Raw genomic sequence first — 21,374 nt, 5'->3', positions numbered from 1 at the left:
GATAAGACCAACGGTACTGGAATCAGATAAATGGCTTTTGACCGAGATTAATGGAGGGGGTTATCCATTAAATAACCCTCTGAAAAGTTGATCACTCTTTGCGCAACCATCCGAGAATACGGTTATTCTCTACATACCATTGCCCTGGGGGCATGAAAATAAGTGGGTAACGCTCTCGGGAGGGAGAAAATGGACCCGCGTTCTGCTGAATAATCTCCAGGGTAGCATTCTCTATATCTACCATAGAAACGATAGCTACATGGCCATAAGGGTTAAAAAGGGAGGGGCTATAAACAACGATATCGCCAATATTCGGAGGGGTATTACCTTGGTTGTGAAACTGCAGTAATCCTCTTTTGGTATTCACACTCCCGTGCTGGACTGTCAGGTCAAAAAAATCTCTAGCATGTCCAAATGTATCCGGCATTCGATGCCCAAATCGCTCGTAATAATAGCGCTTAACAAACTCAACACACTGGTACCTTAGGCCAAGATTATAACCGTCTTCCGAGGTGTTGCGCTCTTCAACATTATTAACTCCTCCATTGTAATAAACTTCTACCCCATGAAGTGAGTCTATAATCTCTCCGACAGAATAAGCTGTATTAAGGTTTAGGCGAGTAGCCAGTTGATATATCACGGCGATCAAACGCCCTATACCGGCCACAACAACAATTAACCTACCCTTCCTTCCACCTTCTTTGATTGTTTCAACGAAAGACAACATCCATATTTCCCTCTAATCAACCCCAACTAAAAACACCCCAATTTCAGACTCCCACCTGTGCAAAAAAGCAAATGGGGTTAAGTGCACTCTACGTTCAAATATAGGTCTCATTCCTTTATCCTACTCATTACACCTAGTTAACTTTTTGAACCCTGTCATCAATTGCTCAAACGGGGTTCACACTACTTACAGGCGCTAATAGCAATTGATCCAACACCGTCACAACCTGCCAAAAAAGCGATAGCTATTTTGCCTTAGGTGACCCAGAATCCAAATATAGTTATTTAACTAATAATCAGCAGGAACCGGGCCACTGAGCAGCTGTCCATCAATTACAAATCGCCTTGCTCAATTAGATTAAGAAATACGTCGAGTTTGTCATGCCTGATACCCTAAAATTCCTTACAGCATTCAGCTTATCGGTTCTCCTTACAGCTTGTGGAGGAGGGTCCAGCAGTAGTAATTCCAACGATGAGACTACTGAAACCGAAACAAGTACCGACAGCGGAGACAACAGTGGTTCTGATGATTCCGATAACGGGGACGACGACAGTGATGAAGAAACGGGGGGCTACACTTTTAACCCCAGTAATCCCCTGGCATCACTTATCGTAGGGACACAAGAGTATGCCAGTGGCACTCTCACCCTTGAGGATACCGATAGCAATAGCCCCACCTTTCAAGCCAGTAGTGTGGCTGGAAGCTATGGAGATTTCACTCTCTATGAAAGTGGAAACTGGGAATATCAATTAAACACCAATTCCCAGAATCTGAATGATGGTGATTCCGTAGAGGACACAATCTCTTTTCAGCTCACCGATGGTAGTACCCTCTCTGTAGTGTTCTCTATTCAAACCATCGAAGCCACAGAAAGCAGCATTGTCTTTATCTTTATGAACTTCTCAGATGCCGCCGTAGAAGATGATCTAAGCATTACCCAAATTGCAAATATGGCTTTCAATGACACGGATTCTCTTGATAATGCCTACCATGAAAACTCCCTGGGACAACTAAAGTTCAGCCGCCATCTAAGCAATGACACCTCACTAGATCAATACTGCTACGGTGAAGACAATGATGAGAGCACTTCTATAGACTGCTTTACCTACAACATTGCCGACAGCCAGAATGGTGGTGTACTGAGCATCGAAGATGCGGAATCTCGCTCGGGAAGTGAATATAACGATAGCGGCTATACATGGAGAGATAGGGCAACCAGCTGGATCGAAAGCAATTACCTAGACTCCAACAACCAACCTGTAGAGCTCAACGATTGGCGTCATCGGGTCTACATTTTCCCGGAAGCAGCGGCCAGTGCAGGACTGGTTGGCACAGGAGTCGCCTCTGTCGGAGGCCGCTGGAGCATGATAATTGCAGATAGTGATCAACTGATTATGGGCCATGAAATTGGGCACAATATTGGCTTGAGCCACGCCGGCAATGACGATAATAATGATGGGGATACCAACGATAGCGGTGAGAGTGAATATGGTAGTGACGGCTCCCTAATGGGCAATGCTTGGCAATCACGACTCTTTGGAAGCGGTCATCGTGACTATATGGGCTGGTATGACTCATTCCCCGGATACACTGAAACTATTGAGGCAGTCGCAGGCAGCACCACTAATATTGAGTTTCAAGCCATAGAACTTACTGCTGGTGAGCTTAGTAGCGATCTACCTCAACTCTTAAAGGCCGAAAGTATTGGTAGCAGGAATGGAGAAAACTACTATTACATCGAATACCATGTCGAGCACGACACCCTCAACCCCCGTCCACACCACGAAAATGCGGTAACGGTTCACTATCTTAGCGGCACCAGTAATAACAATGTTACCGCCAACCAGGTAGCCACACTGTCAACTACCGGGGACAGCTTTACTGACTCATCTGCTGGAATCACTATTGAATTCCTATCCACTGAAAACAGCACCAACTCTGCAACTGTTTCTGTAACTTACGATGAATAATTTAGTGGGGAGTAAGACCGCAATGAAAAATCTACCCTTAGCCCTACTTCTCGCCCTTTCCTCTTCAGCGATTGCCGAAGAGACCGTAACTGGCGTGTTAGAGGAAGAGATCTCCGAGAACTTTCAAACAGGAGAAGTGGATCATCGCTTCTCCGTAAAAGATGAAACTAGCGGTGAGTACTACTTTATCGACGCCAAAGAGGCAAAGCAGAAAGGTATGCAATCTGGTGAGCGAGTACGTATTCATGGAGAGCGAGAAAACAAACGGCGTTTTCGTATACGTGAATCTCAACGTCTGGAGTTAAGACGAGAGGAGTAACGCCCTTTCTAACTATAATTTTAACTCCTACCACACAAATTCCGCATAGATCAATTCGGGTGTACAGAACATTATCAGTGCACCCGATTAACACAACACCAATTAGCCTAACACCTGGCCACCTCAGACCTAGATACATTTTACTGACCAAATTATTAAAGCTAATTATTTAAGTCTTATAATATCGGCACATCTTTACCATTTAAGTAAGTTGCAAACACACCTATTCAAACTACGCCGATAGAAAACCCGAGCAGGCAAGTCACTCTGAAATTCACAACGCCACTCCTGCCGTCATTTCCAGCTGAGCATATAAGCACTGCAATATATGCAGTAAAACCTAGTTATTGGCGCCAAAGACATCCATTGTGAAAGTTGACATTTTATAAAATTCTGAACGTGAACAACTCACCCCTTGTAGATTTCATCTTACCGCACCGAGATTGCAGCAAATAGCTCATCCAAATACCTTTTAGTCAAATATAATACTAAAGGCATTTCAGTCTCTTTAATTTTAAATACTAATTACCGCGCTTAAGCAATTAACTCAGAAATAAAACCGACCAGAGCCTCAGGATGAGAAACAGTAAAATTAAAAAGCTCTTTATGGGCAGCATCCCACCTATTCTGTTAATTATTGGCTCCAATAGCCTTGCCAACGATAGCCGCACAGTACTGGTAGAAGCAGCACAACCCTGGGAGCAAGCTATTAGAACAAAGTTATTTTGCTCTGTATCATCCCCTGCCTTACATCAAATATCTAGTCACTCAGATGCTGAACTTATAGAAATAAAGCCTGTTGGCTCCATTATCAAAGCTGGTGAGCTAGTAGCAGCCCAGGATGACTTTTATCTCTCCCAGCAAATGAAGATCATTCGCACCGATATTGAATTAACACAAAGCCAGCTTAACTATGCAGAAGAAGAACTAGGTAGACTGGAGAAACTTCGCTCAGCCGACATGGTTTCTCAGTCTCATTTAAATAACCTTAAGCTCAATGTGGACACCTATCAATTAACCAAGCAAAGACTCGAACAACAACTAAATACAGCTGAATATCGTTCTAAACGACTACTGCACTACGCAAAAACCGATAGTCAAGTTTTAAGCATAGAAGCTAATCCTGGAGAAAACCTCAATCCAGGACAAAGAATTATGCAGTTACTCCCACTAACTGAAAACCAAATTGAATGTAGTCTCCCTGAAGAACACATAAATAAAGAAAGCCTGCTAAGCAATAGCACCTTCAAAATTAAGGAGCAAGATATTGAACTCAGAAATATCAGCCATATAGTAAACCCAGAAACACAGAACTTTAATCTCTACTTTAAAGTAAACAGACAAAAATTCAAATCCTTACTGGTTGGGCAGCGATTTGAAATAACTATGTTTACCCCTTTCGCGGGTCATAGCGAGCAAGAATACATTACTAGAATTCCTAGTGACGCCGTAATTCTTGAGAATGGGCGACAATATAAGGTTTGGACTCTAGACAACGACCAAAGAGCAGTTAGTACCAGGGTGCAAATAATAGATACTCTCGATAATTACTTTGTTGTACGTTCAAGTATTGCTCCTGGCGATCTTTTGATTGTACTGGGTTACGAAGGATTACAGCTCAATGAAGCCGTTACTCCTACAAAGAGGGAAAACACATGAAGTCCCTGGAGAAATACAGCTCAATTATCATCTGTTGTACCTTTACCCTAATAATAGCCGGGGTTATAGCCGGGATAAATTTACCAAACGCCCTACTCCCATCCATTAATCGCCCACAAATTGCACTCGCAACCTCCTGGCCAGGAAAGACCGCAGAAGAAATAGAACAAATACTAATTGCTCCGCTAGAACAGGAACTCTCCAGCCTAAGCCACCTAAAAGAATTGCAAACCAATGTTAATAGTAGCTGGGCTTGGACCGTAATTGACTTCCATTCGGAGGCAAATATGGAGAAAATGTATATTGAGGTCCTCTCCAAAATCAACCAAGTACCCAATTGGCCAACACAAGTTCGCACACCGGATGTATTCAATTTTGCAAATGGTGCAGGGGCTACGCTTGGATCCTTTTTCCTATATTCTGAGAAGCCAGCTAGCGAACTTAAATTAATCGACGCGTTTATAAATCATGTAAAGCCAGCCTTTAGCAAAGTTCCTGGTGTACAGTCCATTGAAGAGGCCGGCACACCCACTGCCCAAAGGGTCGATATTGAGTTCGATCCAGAAAAGATGACTCGGTACTCTTTAACCATTAGTGAGATAACCGAAAATCTAAACAATTTAACGGATCGCTCGGGAGGAAATCTAAAAATTGGATCAAAAGATTATGCCCTTCATTTTAAGGGGCAGATCCCACTAGAGGAACTTTCAACGCTACCTATCGCAACACGAGAAAGCCAAATCATTCAACTCTCGGATATTGCTTCGGTAAAAGAGCGTGTAGCTTCAGATTGGTTATATTTTGCCCTTGAAGGCAATAGATCTCTATACTTCTACCTACGCCCTACCGAAAATGTCAATGTTCTAGAAACTATCGCCCAGCTCAAATCAACAATAGAAGAATTAAATGACGGAGAGTTAAATCGATTGGGGATGAAGCTCGCCATAAGCCGGGATGACTCCACGGGTATTCAGAATTCCCTCAGCCTGGTATACGGAAGCCTCTTGCTGGGATCACTACTCGCCTGCCTGGTCATTTATTGGTTTTTACGTAACCCCAGAACTCTAACCCTAATATTTCTAAGCATTCCCATTTGTATCTCTCTGGTGGTTCTGGGAATGTATCTTGGAAATAGAAGCATGAACGTTGTTTCACTTGCAGGGATTGCACTTTCTATCGGGTTAATGGTCGATGCAGCAATTATTGTCGTAGAAAACATTCAAAGACTGCGCAAGCAGGGTATAAATATTCAGGAAAGTATCACGCGGGGAACCAAAGAAGTTTCGGGCCCATTAGTTTCATCTACAATCTCCAGTGTTATCGTGTTCCTGCCCATTATTGCTATGCAGTCAGCAACAGGGCAGCTTTTTCAAGACCTGGCCTTCACAATTTCAAGCGCATTATTAGCATCACTATTGTTTGCTCTACTAATACTACCCTCATTGGCCAGACACTTACTTGGAAAAGCAGCAATTTCTGAGGAGGGATCCAGTAGTATTAAAATCAATAAGGTGCTTGAATGGTGGGTGAAGCTTTCTATCCGTTCTGCAAGCAATCCTAAGCTAGCCTCCACTGTGATTTTGTTAGGATTACCCGTCGCACTCATCGCTACCTTCTTTTCCAGCCCTGACATTGATGTCCTCCCAGACCCTAAACAAAATATGGTCTCTGTTTATATCAACTTTGAAAGTCCTTTATCTACAGAGACCATAAAAAATGAAATTGGGGAACGGGTCGTAAATAGAATCACAGCCAATAGAGAAGAAATAGAGAACCAAGTTTCAACCTATGGAATAATTTGCAACCCAAATAATTGCAATCTCTATCTATACACAAAAGGGGACTGGGATTTTGAAGAACTAAAGAGTTGGCTAAATGAAAAAGCTCTCTTTGGACTAATTGGGACTCGAATACATTTCAGGCAAGGTGGTTTATTAAGGTTTGCCCTACCCAACAACCGTATTAGCCAGTTAGATATCAAAGGGGCAGAGCTATCTCGACTACAGATGGCGGGAAGTGAGCTGATGAGTCATTTACGCTTAGAATTTCCAGAAGCGCAAATTCAAGAGGGAAGCGCACTTCAAAATAGAGCGGTTCGTATTGAATTCCAACCCAAGCTAGTACAATTAGCTCGTTTAGGTATTACAATATCGGAATTAAATCATCATCTGATGGCTTTAACCGATGGAATATATATTGGGTACTTCTATACGGGAACCAACACTCTTCCTTTTTACTTTAAAGCAAGAGAACCGCAAAATCTTGAGACGCTCCTAAATACAGAGATACTGATTAACAGTCACGGCTTTATTCCTCTACGTGAATTGACCGACGCCAAAATCACTCAAGCGCCAGCCAGTATACTTCGTGTCGGCCAGGAAGTGAGTGCATCAATAAACTTAACTCCTCCCGAAGGCGTTGCCATGAAGTCATTTGTCGAGGATGTTGATCAATCTGTGAAAGAGTTTCTATCAGAAAGTTCCTACAATGATCTTCATACACAGTTTAGAGGTAGCGCCAATGAACTCAACTTGTTCCTCAGTGAGTTCCTGAAAATTTTTGCAGCAGCTATCGCAGTATTGGCCTTATTAATGTATTTCGCCCAAAGGTCCGCAAAGTTAGCAGCAGCAGTACTCTGTGCTGTACCCTTATCATTTGCAGGCGGAATGATTAGCTTACAAATTTTAAATCTATTTACCCCCCAAAGCCTGGATGTAATAACCATGATCGGCTTTGTAATCTTAATGGGACTGGTAGTTAATAATGCGATATTACTCGTCAACCAATTTAATAAGTCATTGCAAAACGGAGCCAATCAATTGGAGGCGATATATATGGCTGCCAGCTTGCGTGTCCGCCCCATTATGCTTACAACAATTACCTGTATCTTTGGCAATATCCCTTTAGTGCTTAACCCCGGAAGTAGCGCAGCTATCTATCGCGGTCTAGCTGCGGTTATTACTGGCGGAATGGTGTTTAGCGCCTTATTTGTCTTGGCATTTATGTCTGCTTTGCTATCACAGAAACTGTTTAGTCCTAATACATCTCAAACTACTCATAAGGATGACCTGAAACTGCCAGAAGCCACTACTGCGTGATATCCCTCTTTTGACCTCGATTTATTCACGCCCAAACTGGAAGCCTTATTTTGGTGCCAGAATGGGCGTTAATACCCACTCCGAAAAGTACTTTGCGACGCAGTGCGCGACTTATTCAAGTGACTTTATTTGCTATAGTTTTATAGGATGTAGTTAACCAACATGGAGAGCAAAGGTTTAATTACCACTTATAAATTGGTAAGGAATCAAGGATGAAGTCTCTAATATATTTACTTTTGAGTATCCCATTTACACTGCCACTTATCAGCGATGCCGCTTGGACAGAGAAGGCGCAAATTTACTACTTAAAAGTACACTCGAATGGTGTAGATGTCAGACTTAGAGGATTTGTCAATCCAGAGACCGAGGTGAGCTGCGTGAGCAAAAACACCTTTTTTCTTATCAATGACGACTCTGCCATATACAACACCAAAGTATCTTTTCTGCTTTCCGCTTATATGTCCCAGAAAACTGTAAAGTTTAGTTATTACGGATGTGAAGATGACAGGATTCGCTTAGGCTCAATCCGGTTTCATGATGAGTAGCCAAATCTCATATGATTGACTGGCCCTTTATAATTTGGGCCAGTCAATTCTTATCAATATCAATCTAAAAAATATCCGGATCATCTATCAAACTTGCATTTTCCAACCCATAGTACTCGATCACCCAAGCATAACTCTGGTATATCTCATAACGAGTCGGATAGGCCCGCCCCACTTCATCCCAGCGTTTCCGCGCATTGGAATAGCTGGAACCTTTGATAACTCCTGACAACTCGAACTCATCACCATTATGGGGATTCATGACCGTTGTGGTATAGGGAACTTCAACCTCGCTATTTTCCACCATCATCCGCGCCATCATCAATCCATAGGCGGGTACATTAGATGGCATGGCATCTTTAACAGTTTCCTGGTTGCTTTTGGTCGATGTTTCCCCAACGGTCGTTGAAACACTAAAAGTCTCAGAAAAACTGAATGTAATGGAGCCACTATTTTCAACAGTGCCGGGAACACCGACTTTGTAACCCTCGGTCAAGCTAACTCCAGCAGTAACCGAAATACCCATAGTATTAGTCCAGGTATCTGTTTCACTCTTCCCGTCGGTATACCAGACTTCTGTACTGTCGTTTTGGGCAATACTGCCAGAGTTCTCAAGTAATCTCTCACCAAAGAATGTCCTGGTATTGTTGGGGGTTTCCACAATCTGATCCCAGTGAATCTCTACGCCAGATTCCACCAATTCCAAACGATCCGCAACGCAAGGGTAAATACTCCAAACTTTACTATCACTCGCAGTACCAGCAAATCCAACTACTGACCGGGTTCCAATACTTAGATGGTATTCCTCCCACTTATACCAGCCATTATTACCTCCAAAGGTAATATCACGGGTTGAGTTATCAGCCATGTCTTTCAAGTAGACTCGAATCCTGGAAATATTGCCATCGCGCTTTTTATAGAAGCGCCAACCCTGAATATATTCGGTAGCACCAAGCAACTTTCGATACCCGGAGATAGTGGTTTTACCAACCTCCTCATCTCCTGCATATAAGTATTCGAGTTTTAACCCTTTGATTCTCTCATCACCGCTAAAACTGGTTATAGCGGTGATCTTATCTCCAGGGATTCGGGTGGTAACATAGCTATCGCACATATCGAAATCGCTACCATTCCCACTCTTACCATACTGAAATATTGTATCGTACCTTAGGGTCCCACCATTATCTGATGTATTAAAGTACTGATCCAAAATATTTTCTGTTGCACTAATCTGCACAGAAGCCAATAAACCTAACATCGCTGTGACGAAATACTTCATAGTCAACACCTTCTTTATAAGATTATTCTTTTAAACGGATACAACTATCTGAGTACAACCTTTTGTCAACTTCGTCCGTGTCCAACCCTCCTGTATTGCCTTTATTGTTTAAGTTTTCCATCCTGTGGGGTGAAAAATAGAAGTAATCTGACTTCGCGCTACCAGAACGAACCCACCACCAACGCAGTAACCACAAGCAGTAGCACAGACTGAACTCGATAGTTTTTCCATAGTGGCTGCGCTTTCAGGGATACGGTCTCAGTGTCAAAATCACTTTTAGACCAAGTGAAAGATTTGGCTTCTTCGCTAATCTCAGTAGGATAAAGTAGGCTGGCAATCACCAATACCAGTGAACAGAAGACAAATAAAATTGGAGCAATATAGAGGAAATGTAAGTTTGTCCAGTCGAAGACTTCATTGACAAAAAAGAGGCCAACACCGCCCAAGGTGCCTAACAGCAAAGTAGCTATAGCTCCCTTGGAGTTAGCACCACGCCAAAAGAATCCGATCAGGAAAAGTGCCAGTACAGGGGGAACTGCATAGGAAAGTACCTTCTGCAGATACTGGAATAAGGAACCAAAACTCTCAATTTGTGGTGCCCAAAGTACGGCAAGTATCATAAAGATAAAGGTGACCAGCTGACCTACACGCATTAACTGGTGCTGGTTTAGGCCCGGAAAAAACTTCCGCACAAAGTCCATGGTCACCAGCGTGGAAGCTGAATTAAGCGTGGAATCAATTTGTGACATTAGTGCAGCAACAAAACCTGCCAACACTAGCCCCAGGATACCAACAGGCAACAGCTCAAATAACAGAGTGGGATAAACCATATCTGCGCGCTCTAGCTCGGGGAAAATAACAATCGCCATAGTGCCAGGCAGAACCATGATAAACAGCACGGGAAGTTTGAGCAGACCGGCAAATAAGGCTCCCCAGCGGCCGTGATTAACATCTTTTGCACTGAGTACCCTTTGCACCATAAATTGGTTAGTACACCAGAAATAAAAGCCCAGCAAAGTGACTCCCGTAATTAGCCCCAACCAGGGTACGCTCGAATCACCAATGGGCCGTATCAGACTCAATTGTTCCGCCGAGACCTGGGATACAACATTTTCCCAACCTCCTGCGCGATCCAGGGCAAAAATACTGATCAGGATTGAACCAAATATCAACAGCAGCGCCTGAATGGTGTCGGTATAAATAACCGCAGCCAAACCTCCACAGATGGTGTAGATACCCGCGATCACCGCCAAAATTGAAATCGTGGTCCAAATTGGTAATTCAGGAAATATCAATTTCATTACCAGGGCCCCTGCATAGAGGCTACCTGCAGTATCAACCACAATATTCAGGAAAATAGTCAATCCCGAAAAATAAGTGCGCGCGGTGCTGTTAAAGCGACGCTCAAGCATTTCCGGCATCGTGTAAATGCGCGAGCGAAGAATTGTGGGCAGATAGAAAACGGCAAAGAAAACCAGGATAACCGCCGCCATCCACTCATAGTTAAAGACCGCTATGCCAGTGCTGTAAGCATCTCCGGCTAAGCCGATCAAAGTGGTACTCGATATATTGGAAGCGAACAGGGATAAGCCAATCAAGGGCCATACCATTTTCCTCCCAGCGAGGAAGTAATCCTCTGCAGTATCGTGGCGGCGACTTAGGAAGAGCCCAAGGGCGATGGTGAAAACGAAATAGACGACCAGAATGGTCGCATCGACTGGGTGGAGACCAAAATCGACCGGCATAACTTCCTCGTTCACTGCTAGCAGCGTATTTTTAGAATGATTTGCTTGAACTTGGCCGAAAATTAAATCACAGTGATTTAATTAAGTAAAGCCAAGCTTCAACAAATAAAAAAAGTTATATTAATCAATAGGTTATATAAACTCTGATCTTAGTACCAACGAAGTCAATAGACTAAGCAAAGGCTTTAAAGTTACACTTTTAACAATAGAATCGGACAATCAGTGGCCGGATCAGATCACGTTTCATCTCAGGGGGCACGGATGGGTAAAGGTAGCAATTCCAGTGGTTTACGCCGTTATAACGAGCGAGTGGTGCTTACAACCCTGCGGAAGACTGGCGCAGCCTCCAAGTCCGACCTAGCGCGCCAAACTGACCTCACCGCTCAGGCGGTTACCCGGATTGTCGATGATTTGGAAAGCGCAGGGCTGGTAATGCGAGAGGGGCGCCGACTGGGCGGCAAAGGCCAACCCTCGATTATGTACGTTATTAACCCTACTGGTGCTTACTCTGTCGGCATCAAGGTGGGACGGCGCAATATCGAGCTGCTACTAATGGATTTTGGTGGCACAGTACTAAAGAAAATTTGCCACGAGTTTGAATTCCCGGAGCCCGAATTTTTATTGGCAAAAATTGAATCGGGCCTCCAGGCACTTACTGATACCCTACCCGCTAAAGACAGAGGGAAACTAGTGGGCGTGGGTATCGCTATGCCCTGGTTTATCGGCGCTTGGACCGAAGAGCTCAATATGAGCAAAGAGCTCGCGGCCCAGTGGAAAGAAATTAACTTTGCTGAAGAAGTTGCTCAGCGCACACACCTGCCGGTTTTCTTCGAGAACGACTGTTCCGCTGCTGCTGTTGCTGAATTGCAGTTTGGCAATGGCCAGGACATATCCAATTTTCTCTACGTTTATATCGGGACCTTTATCGGTGGAGGCCTGGTATTAAATGGCAGCCTGGAAACCGGCGTCCATGGCAATGCGGGCAACCTGGTTTCCCTGCCAGTGCCCCCCTCAAAACTTAGCAGCACCCCTGAAAATCAAGGGGCATTTGAGCTACTCCTCAATCGCGCTTCACTATTTGGGCTGCGCAGACATTTACGAGAGTGCGGCATCGAAATTACCAGCACTTCCGAACTTGAAACAGTGATGGACCAGGCCCGCCCTCAGATCCAAGAATGGCTGGACGACTGTGCAGATGCGCTGGTTTATGCATTTCTATCGGCAATCAGCGTGCTGGACCTGGAGGCTATTATTGTCGATGCGCATTTACCCCGCTTTTTATTAGACGAACTGGTCGAAATGATTTCTCGCAGAATAAAGCAGGTGGCGCCTTCAGGTGTATTTGCGCCCAAAATTGTCAGTGGAAAAATTGGAGTCGACGCTATCGCCACAGGCGGTGCGATTCTGCCTTTTTACTCAATTTTTGCACCGGATAAAACAGTTCTATTAAAGGGCGGAATACCAGGAAGAATATCTACCTGATTGCGCCTTAATTGGAACCCCAGAAAAGCATAAAAATAACTCTGTGCTCCTTAAGAATAATCAAAGTAATAACTCACCGGCAAATTTCCAATCAGCACTAATGAGGTAAATATCATGGCATTTAATCTCGATAATAAATGGGTATGGGATTTTTGGTTCGCGCAGGACGGCGACCAGTACCATGTATTTTACCTTCAAGCCGATAAATCACTGGGCGATCCTGAGCTGCGCCATTGGAATGTATCTGTCGGTCATGCCGTTTCTACGGACCTTATTCATTGGACAACGCTCCAGGATGCATTAAAACCCTCACCTCGAACTGCAACCGCCAGTGAGGAAGCTGCAGACTCTTACACTACCTGGACCGGCTGTGTACACAGAGAAGGCAATACCTGGTATATGTTTTATACCGGTACTAAATACTCGGAGAAAGGCCTGATTCAGCGGGTCTGCCTGGCAACTTCCAAGGACTTATTACACTGGGAAAAACACCCCAACAACCCCCTGGTGGAATTAGATCCCAATTTCTACGATGGCCTGAACCTTGAATATTGGCACGATGCATCCTGGCGTGACCCATGGATCGTTAAAGACCCCACGCAGAATCTCTACCATATGTATCTCACTGCGCGCTGTAACCAGGGCAGCCCTGATGGGCGTGGCGCAGTTGGCTATGCCAGTTCAACGGACTTAATTCACTGGAAAGTGGGGCAACCGGTACTGGCTCCCGGCTGGTATGGCGAAATGGAAGTACCGCAAATTGAATACATCCATGGCCGCTACTACTTATTCTGCTCAGTATCGACAAAGTTCCACAGCGCTGCCCATCGACAATCCATGCAGGGTACACCACTGACTGGCACAAAATATTTTATCGCCGATGATCTGAATGGCCCATACGAAGTGGTTGGAGATGGCTTTATCGGCGCAGACCAGCAGGGATCACTCTATTCCGGCCGGGTTATCCAGGGGCCGGACCAACATTGGTATCTGCTGGCTTTTAATAGGGACGATGCCGAGGGCAACTTTATCGGCGGTATCTGCGACCCCAAACGCATCGAGTTTATGGACGATGGACAACTGGAATTGGCCAAAGACTAGCAGGCAGGAATCGCAACCAAATCCTTAGGTAGATGCTCACCAGAAGCATCTACTGCCCCTTATCCCCTTCTCCCGCAACCAGTGCTACTTAGAAAGACAAGCAGCGCTGTCACCAAAAGCAAAGATCGATACCGCGAAAATCACTACTTCCCCTTGGTTTACTTATCTATTTGCTGATTCCACTGCGTAAATTCTGCAAATTTTCGTATTGCCTTTATTAAACCACAGTGATTTAATAAATGTGTTCGCGGGGAGAGGTCCCACCCATGCGGTAACAGGAAGAGAGTCTCGAGCCCGCAGAGAACGGGCCGTGAAAAATCTAATAACCATAAGAGATGATTGAGGAGAGCGCCGTGATTGCAGAGGGCTTCCAAGCAGGTTCAGAGACACAGAAACACTTTAAACCACACTCCATAGCCCTGGCAGTTGCCATGGCCTCCAGCGTTGCGGTACCGGCAACAGCTGAGGAAATGCCGGAAATTGAAGAGGTGATGGTTACCGCAACCGCCCGACCGGTTACCAAGATGGAATCCAGCGTATCCGTTAGTGCACTGGACACTGAGGAAATGGCGAAGTACGCCCCGCGCTCTACCGCAGAGCTGTTCCGCAGCTTACCCGGTATTCGGGCGGAATCCTCCGGTGGCGGCGGCAATGCAAATATCACCGTTAGGGGTATTCCCCTGGCAACTGGCGGCTCCAAATATATGCAAATCCAAGAAGACGGATTGCCTGTATTAGAATACGGCGATATTAATTTCGGTAACACTGACAACTTTGTTCGCACCGACTCCTCTCTCGCACGTATAGAAAGCGTACGCGGCGGCTCTGCCTCCACCTTTGCCAGTAATTCCCCTGGCGGTGTGATCAATATGATCAGCAATACCGGCGAAGAAGAAGGTGGTAATGTAGGACTTTCGTTTGGTGCGGACTACGATGAATCCCGCCTGGACTTTGGCTATGGCCACCACTTGAATGATTCTTTGCGATTCTATGTCGGCGGATTTTTAAGAGAGGGGGAAGGCATCCGCGAGACCGGCTTTGATGGGGATTCCGGCGGCCAACTCAAGGCCAACCTCACCAAAGAGTTTGATAACGGTTATGTCCGCCTCTATTACAAACATCTCGATGACCGGGTAACAACTTATCTTCCTGGCCCTGTAACCTATAAAGGCGATGGTGAATTCGGCACGGTTGCCAACTTCGATGCCAGCAGCCAAACCCTGCATTCCGATAATTATCGATACATTTCCACTTTTGATGCCTACGGCAATCCGGTAACCCGCGACTTATCCGACGGTATCGAATCACTGGTGGAAGCCTATGGCTTTGAAACCAAATTCGAATTTAATGATGGCTGGACTGTTACCGACAAATTCAGAATTTCTGATGTTAGCGGCAGCTTTATTTCCCCCTTTACCGATACTTTCGGCGATTACGGACCACAATCCACACAGGATATGGCTGATACCATTTGTGCAAATGCCGTAGGCAGTAGCGGAGAGGCCATAGACTGTAGCGCCGGCACAACGGTGGCTTATGCCAATGGTGAAGAGGCCGAAGGCCTCGCCTATGTCGACCTGCTCTTTGATACAGAAATACACGATTTGGGTCTGATAGTTAACGACTTTAAAGTCGATAAATTAATTGGCGATAATATTGTTGTTTCCGGTGGGTTCTATTACTCCAACCAAAATATCAAAACCAGCTGGAATAGTTGGAATGCCCTAGTTCAAACTGTTGACGGCAGCAATTCTGAAAACCTCACCATAACTGCCAATGCCAACGGAGATGTACTGGTAGATGATGGGGTCTGGTCTGCAAGCTTTCTTTCCTGGGCCTGGGACCTGGAATATGAAACTTATGCACCCTATATGAATGTGGCGATCGACATCGGCGACTTTACCTTCGATGTCAGCGCCCGCCACGATATGGTCAACGCCAAAGGCTCCCTGGTTTCCAGCTGCTGCGGTGGTGATACAGACTACGATCTGAATGGCGATGGTATTATCAGCGATGTGGAAAGTGCTAGCGCTTCCGATGCTTTTGGATTCACCGGCGGCGTCATCACAATGGCCAATGGATCCACCCAGCTCGTTGACTACGATGCAGACAACACCTCTTTCTCTCTCGGTGGAAATTATATTCTCAACGACAGCATGGCTATTTTTGCCCGCTACAGCGAGGGTGGCCGAGCAATTGCCGATCGGCTTCTACAAATTAGCGGCGCCCTCAACAGTGACGGAAGCCTAACCGACACCACCGATGGCTTCGACTCTGTGGACCAGCTGGAAATTGGATACAAACTCTCAACCGGCGATCTGGATTTCTTTGCAACTTACTTCAATACGGTCACTGAAGAGACCAACGCAGAAATCACTAGCGGCTTAACGTTTGTACGCGAGTATGAAGCCCAAGGAATCGAGCTGGAAGCGGCCTACAGTTATGGAGACTTTTCCGTAAATGGAAACCTCACCTGGACCGACGCCGAAATTTCAAAAGATGCCAACGACAGTTCTGTCGTAGGTAATACGCCGCGCCGCCAAGCTGATTTCATTTACACGATTACACCGCAATATAACTTTGGCGATGACTTTACATTTGGTGCAAGCCTCCAAGGGTCTACAGAATATTTTGTTTCTGACTCCAACCAGTTGAAACAGGAAGGTTATGTCCTGGTCAATCTGTTTGGTTCTTATTACCTGACAGAAGACCTTACCGTTTCCTTTAATGTAAACAACCTTACCGATGAATTTGTTGTCACCGAAGTTGAAGAGTCTTACGCAGAAGTTGGAGACATAGTACGCGGACGGGCTATCAGTGGCCGCTCCACAAGTGTCAGTTTCAATTACGCTTTTTGATCGTTGTTCTTCCCTACTCTAGTAAGTGGTTTGCAGTTCTGCCCATAGCTTTGCAAACCCCGAGCGTCTGGCCCCCACCGGCGCTCGGTTTTTTTCTTTCAGAAACAATATAACCAGCTATAAACTATCAGTGGTGTAAGTTCAGCAACCATCAACTGATAATACGAATAACTTATGTAACCCGGGGAGCGGATTAGGATGGAAATGCAAGGCAATGCGGTAGATACCTTGCTCGGCGGAATTGAAGCCGGTGGTACCAAATTTAACTGTGTGGTAGCCGCTGGGATTAATGACATCCGTGAGCGAGCCAGCTTCCCAACCACCGACCCAGAACATACGCTATCCAAGGTCGCTCAGTTTTTTCACGAAAGCAGTCAGCGCCACGGCACTGTTTCTGCGCTGGGCATAGCCAGCTTTGGCCCGGTAAACCTGGACCCAGAATCCGCCTACTATGGCTATATCACCCAAACACCTAAAGCTGGCTGGTCCAATACCAATATGGCTGGCTACTTCAGCCAAGCCCTGTCGGTACCAGTTGCTTTCGATACAGATGTTAATGGCGCCGCCCTTGGAGAGCACCTCTGCGGCGCCGCTACAGATGTAAAGAACTTTGTCTACGTCACCATCGGTACCGGCATCGGCGCCGGCATTATGATCGACGGGCAGCTGATCAATGGATCTATGCACCCGGAAATTGGGCATATGTTGATGCCTAGAGACAGCCAAAAGGATTCTTTTAAAGGCAACTGCCCATTTCATAACAACTGCCTTGAAGGACTGGCCTCAGGTCCTGCGATAGAGGAACGTTGGGGACTGCGTGGCCAACACCTCGAACAACATCATCCGGCCTGGGACCTGGAGGCGGAGTATCTGGCCACTATGTGTGTCAACCTTACCAGCTGCTATTCACCACAGCGGATCATACTGGGGGGTGGAGTGATGATACAGGCGCACCTATTCAACCGTGTAAGACAAAAATTCCTAGCCTTAGCCGGTGGTTACTTTCCTCAAGTCTCAGAAAGTAATATTGAACGGTATATCGTTGCACCAAAACTAGTGGGAAGATCCGGTGAAGTCGGCTCCCTGCGGATGGCCCAGCACCTATACAACACTAAAAACGTCATTGCCTGAGCCAGGGAGGGGACATCCCCTTCCCGCCCATCCTCTTTCTAGTGGGCGTGGTTCCCAAGTGCAATATCCCTATTTCTGTGATTACCACCACTTCTTGAGCAAAAACTTGCGATGCAGAGTGATTCCTGCGGCAGTAACCCCCTCCCCAGCTAGCGATTCCCTTTACCTATCTGTTAGGCTTCCATATAGATACCTCTAGTAAGCAGGGCGATAACAGGTAAGTTTCAGCGCCCCTCAGGGATAGCAATGAAAATAATTAGATTATTAGTGATAGGTATTCTTAGTACCTGTTGCCAGCTGGCAGCAGCCGGCAGTGCCGAACCCACAACTTTCACCCGCCCGGGGATACTGTCCTACAACTTTTACTCTGATTTACTAGAGCGTGAGTACGTTATCGACATAATGCTGCCTCTCTCGTACACCCCGGAAAACACCGATCGCTATCCAGTCATTTATATGACCGATGGCTTTCTGCATTTCCCTATGACAGCCCCTAACCTTCTTCAGGAACAGGTTCCCGATGAGTTTGGCAATGTCAAAATGCCCCCTGTAATTCTGGTAGGTATCTCCCACGCTTTTGACAGCCCGAATTTCGCCCAGCGAGTAATGGATTTCACCCCCGTGCCTGGTGTAATCAAAGGTGCCGAACTAGGTGGAGGCGCCGATCACTTTCTTGAGTTTATCGAAGAGGAACTCAAACCCTTTATCAATAATAATTTTAAAGGTAATGAAGAAGACGAAACCCTAGTGGGCCATTCCCTGGGTGGGCTTCTGGCTCTCCATGCACTTTTTAACCACACCAATAGCTTTGACCGATATGTTATTGGAAGCCCCAGTATTTGGTGGGCCGATAAGCAAATTTTAGATAGTGAATTAGCCTATGCAGAACGCAATGCCGATTTGGGAAAAAGCGTGTATTTATTTATTGGAGGTGAGGAGACTTGCAGTGAAATCGACTCAGTTTGTGCAGTAAAAGACTTTTCTCAACTAGTAAAAAGACTGAAGTCCCGTAACTACAATAGCCTTACCCTAAGAAAACGTGTGTTTGATAACGAGAATCACGGTAGTGTTGTTAATCCAGGCTATGATCGAGGGATAGAAAAGGTCTTTAAGGCTAAGGCACTACCTAGAAAATATTCTTTCTAGTACAACTATCTTATTCTATTGTAATACAAGCTTAATTGAGAGCAAAAAAGATCCCCGAAAGGCTGCCTCACAAAACCCAAAACACTAAAGAGCAATCATCTCCAGCATCTATAAGGCCTAAAAATACCCCAAATGTAAAGTATACTTTCAAACTCAAGAAGGAATTTTAAAGTAAAAGAGCAATTATCACTCTTTTTGCTTTCTTATTACCAATACTTGCCCAAGCTGGCGTAAGATCTGAATCAGACAATAAACTCTACACTAATTAGATTGAAAGTGCGCAGGGTGAAAATGGTATCGCAATAAAGTTCGACAGAGAAACAATATACAATTTAACAGCACCAGGCTGTGAATGGTACTGGATCGTTTTTTAAGCTGAAATAACAATGTGGCGATGAAACATAAATTAGATATCGCACTGGCTGCATAAATAGCCTAAAAATCCGTTAAGATTTACATAGAAGATACTTGCAGATCCTTTCTTGCAGATCTAGCCGCCCCTTCAAGCCTGGAATTAGGAGTAACATATCCCCCAGCTCAGAAATGAAAGCTGGAATTCAAATAAATGAAGCTTTCAGAAAAGCCAAATATTGCAGGCTTAAGCCAGCAATTCAAAATCCCCCGTAAAATATCTATTAAAATAAAACAGAAAAATAAACTCAAGAAACACCACCATTAAAAGACAAAATTAATTAACCGCGAGCTAAACACTCATACTGACAACAAAAAATTCACAGGCAACCTTCTCAAATGAAATGATTAGACGTCAATTTCGCCCTATAGACTACACATCTTGTGTAGAAAAAACTTTATTTGGGCCCAAGCTGAACACCAACTAAGCCAAATAAATGATCACCCAAAGACTACACAAGCACAAAACAACAATTCAAAAAGCCAATATTCAACTCTGAAGTACATCAGTTACTCATCTGGAAAATAACAATTCTCTAAAGGTGACATCGGTCGCTTCTTCTCCGCCAAAAGATCAAGTAATGACAGAATGCTACCGACAGCCAACCGAAGAGCAACGATACCAGATCTGCGCTAAAGAAGAGTGATTGGAGCCCAGAAGAAAATCCCCAGAGAGGCTTGTTAAGCAGTTTACAATTAATACAAAGCTGGCACCACGGATGACTGAAGAGCGGTATAGCAGGCCAAAAGCCGAAAAAGATAGCACCGAAAATCATTGCACTGACAGAGGTCAAACTGAAGCTACAATGGAACCCAGGGTAAGTTTCGACTCGCTAGAATAGAAAGAAAGTCTATCAATTAGCAGTGAAACTATTTAGCCTAATAACTGGGAAAATAAGTAGCGTGGTGAGTCCCTAAGCGAGAACTTGCGGCGCCGGGATAGGCCGTACAACAAACGAGAAAAGGAAAGCTTCCTTGAGAATATATCAGAGGCGCCATCAATATTGAACAGCGTCCACAAGCTATTCGATGATAAATATCGCATCGGAAACTAGGAAATTGATATCTTTATAGGTAAACGAAGTAGCGGTGTACTGGTCACTATTGCAGGTCGTACGAACAAATTTACTCCCGCTCAGCAGGTTGAGCGCAAGACAGCAGATGCTGACGTCTTAGTTACGCAAGCCTATATTACATCGTAGCTCCCAGTTGATCGTCAAGGCATGTCTCTTTAACAATTTTACTATTGCTTTCTGAGCTGAGGGTATCCGGCTTTTCTTAAGCTATCAATCTACTATCGGTCTCATTCAGCTGGTAATAACTCATCAGCACCTTTCTCTTGGTCGGGGCAGCTGCAGATGCTAACAGCTGAGCTCTTCTTTACCAATTGCACCTATTATCCGAGACCCAGTTTGCTTTTTAAGGGAGCATATCAATTCTTTTATAAGTTAACACGACCTCAAAGTGAGTAAAAAAGCCTGGCAAAATGCCAGGCTATAAATTTTTAACAACTTCTACTGACGAATCCTTGAGGACTGATTAAGTCTTTCCGAATACTCACTAAAAGTCATTTTATTTTTTTCCAACGCCTCTGAGTAATCATATTCATATTCAAATTTCTTCAAGGTGGGAACAACAATAAAATGTACAACATTCCAACCCCTAGCTTTTGCTCTACACAATACTCTTTTAGTTCATTTACAAGATTAGTGATTCCTTGCGCAGCCTCCATCGACAAGGGAAACGCACCATCAACAGACCGCAACTCCCCAGTCCATACAGATATAAACGAGGTTTTTTCTACATATATAATTAGGGCATGAATTTCACTTAGCGTCTTTGGAGCCTCACCATAAAGCAATCTAGCTATTTCAGAATATATTTCTTTATCCTTCATTTTAAC

The 21,374-nt window shown here is 44.8% G+C and carries 13 protein-coding genes; 9 read left to right on the top strand and 4 right to left on the bottom strand.

Features of this window, described 5'->3' with window-relative positions:
• Window positions 1–91 precede the first annotated feature (91 nt).
• A complete protein-coding gene (locus tag QT397_10800) occupies window positions 92–727 on the bottom strand; it encodes a CHAP domain-containing protein (protein ID WNZ57804.1) in 636 nt (211 codons plus the stop codon).
• A 380-nt stretch (window positions 728–1,107) separates the two neighbouring features.
• Here QT397_10800 and QT397_10795 point away from each other — a divergent pair, with 380 nt between their 5' ends.
• From QT397_10795 to QT397_10780, 4 genes are all read left to right on the top strand, one after another.
• Window positions 1,108–2,697, top strand: coding sequence for a VCBS domain-containing protein (locus QT397_10795; protein ID WNZ57803.1), 1,590 nt, complete (start codon window positions 1,108–1,110; stop codon window positions 2,695–2,697).
• A gap of 22 nt (window positions 2,698–2,719) precedes the next feature.
• Window positions 2,720–3,016 carry a hypothetical protein gene (locus tag QT397_10790; GenBank protein WNZ57802.1) on the top strand — a complete coding sequence of 99 codons (297 nt, stop codon included), beginning with the start codon at window positions 2,720–2,722 and terminating at the stop codon, window positions 3,014–3,016.
• Window positions 3,017–3,592: 576 nt separating this feature from the next.
• Window positions 3,593–4,675, top strand: coding sequence for an efflux RND transporter periplasmic adaptor subunit (locus QT397_10785; GenBank protein ID WNZ57801.1), 1,083 nt, complete (start codon window positions 3,593–3,595; stop codon window positions 4,673–4,675).
• A complete protein-coding gene (locus tag QT397_10780) occupies window positions 4,672–7,773 on the top strand; it encodes an efflux RND transporter permease subunit (protein ID WNZ57800.1) in 3,102 nt (1,033 codons plus the stop codon). Before QT397_10785 ends, QT397_10780 begins: the two co-directional genes overlap by 4 nt.
• Before the next feature lie 609 nt (window positions 7,774–8,382).
• Here the strand turns inward: QT397_10780 and QT397_10775 are convergent.
• Complete coding sequence (locus tag QT397_10775; protein WNZ57799.1) at window positions 8,383–9,597, bottom strand: hypothetical protein; 1,215 nt, start codon at window positions 9,595–9,597, stop codon at window positions 8,383–8,385.
• A 158-nt stretch (window positions 9,598–9,755) separates the two neighbouring features.
• Entirely contained in the window at window positions 9,756–11,357 is a 1,602-nt protein-coding gene (locus tag QT397_10770; GenBank protein ID WNZ57798.1) for a sodium:solute symporter, read from the bottom strand.
• Between the two features lie 246 nt (window positions 11,358–11,603).
• Here QT397_10770 and QT397_10765 point away from each other — a divergent pair, with 246 nt between their 5' ends.
• The 5 genes from QT397_10765 to QT397_10745 all read left to right on the top strand — a co-directional run bounded on the left by QT397_10765 (window position 11,604) and on the right by QT397_10745 (window position 19,060).
• Window positions 11,604–12,824, top strand: coding sequence for an ROK family transcriptional regulator (locus QT397_10765; protein ID WNZ57797.1), 1,221 nt, complete (start codon window positions 11,604–11,606; stop codon window positions 12,822–12,824).
• A gap of 114 nt (window positions 12,825–12,938) precedes the next feature.
• On the top strand, window positions 12,939–13,925 hold the full coding sequence (locus tag QT397_10760; GenBank protein ID WNZ57796.1) for a hypothetical protein: 987 nt from the start codon (window positions 12,939–12,941) through the stop codon (window positions 13,923–13,925).
• A 353-nt stretch (window positions 13,926–14,278) separates the two neighbouring features.
• Complete coding sequence (locus tag QT397_10755) at window positions 14,279–16,783, top strand: TonB-dependent receptor (GenBank protein WNZ57795.1); 2,505 nt, start codon at window positions 14,279–14,281, stop codon at window positions 16,781–16,783.
• Between the two features lie 198 nt (window positions 16,784–16,981).
• Window positions 16,982–17,914 (top strand): ROK family protein, encoded by a 933-nt coding sequence (locus tag QT397_10750; protein ID WNZ57794.1) that lies wholly within the window; start codon window positions 16,982–16,984, stop codon window positions 17,912–17,914.
• Between the two features lie 246 nt (window positions 17,915–18,160).
• Entirely contained in the window at window positions 18,161–19,060 is a 900-nt protein-coding gene (locus QT397_10745) for an alpha/beta hydrolase-fold protein (GenBank protein WNZ57793.1), read from the top strand.
• A gap of 2,032 nt (window positions 19,061–21,092) precedes the next feature.
• Here the strand turns inward: QT397_10745 and QT397_10740 are convergent.
• Window positions 21,093–21,368: a hypothetical protein gene (locus QT397_10740; protein ID WNZ57792.1), complete on the bottom strand. Its 276-nt coding sequence runs from the start codon at window positions 21,366–21,368 to the stop codon at window positions 21,093–21,095.
• Window positions 21,369–21,374: the final 6 nt, after the last annotated feature.

Origin of the sequence: Microbulbifer sp. MKSA007, assembly GCA_032615215.1 — a bacterium.
GTDB lineage: Bacteria > Pseudomonadota > Gammaproteobacteria > Pseudomonadales > Cellvibrionaceae > Microbulbifer.
This window is presented reverse-complemented; position numbering and strand designations above follow the sequence as displayed.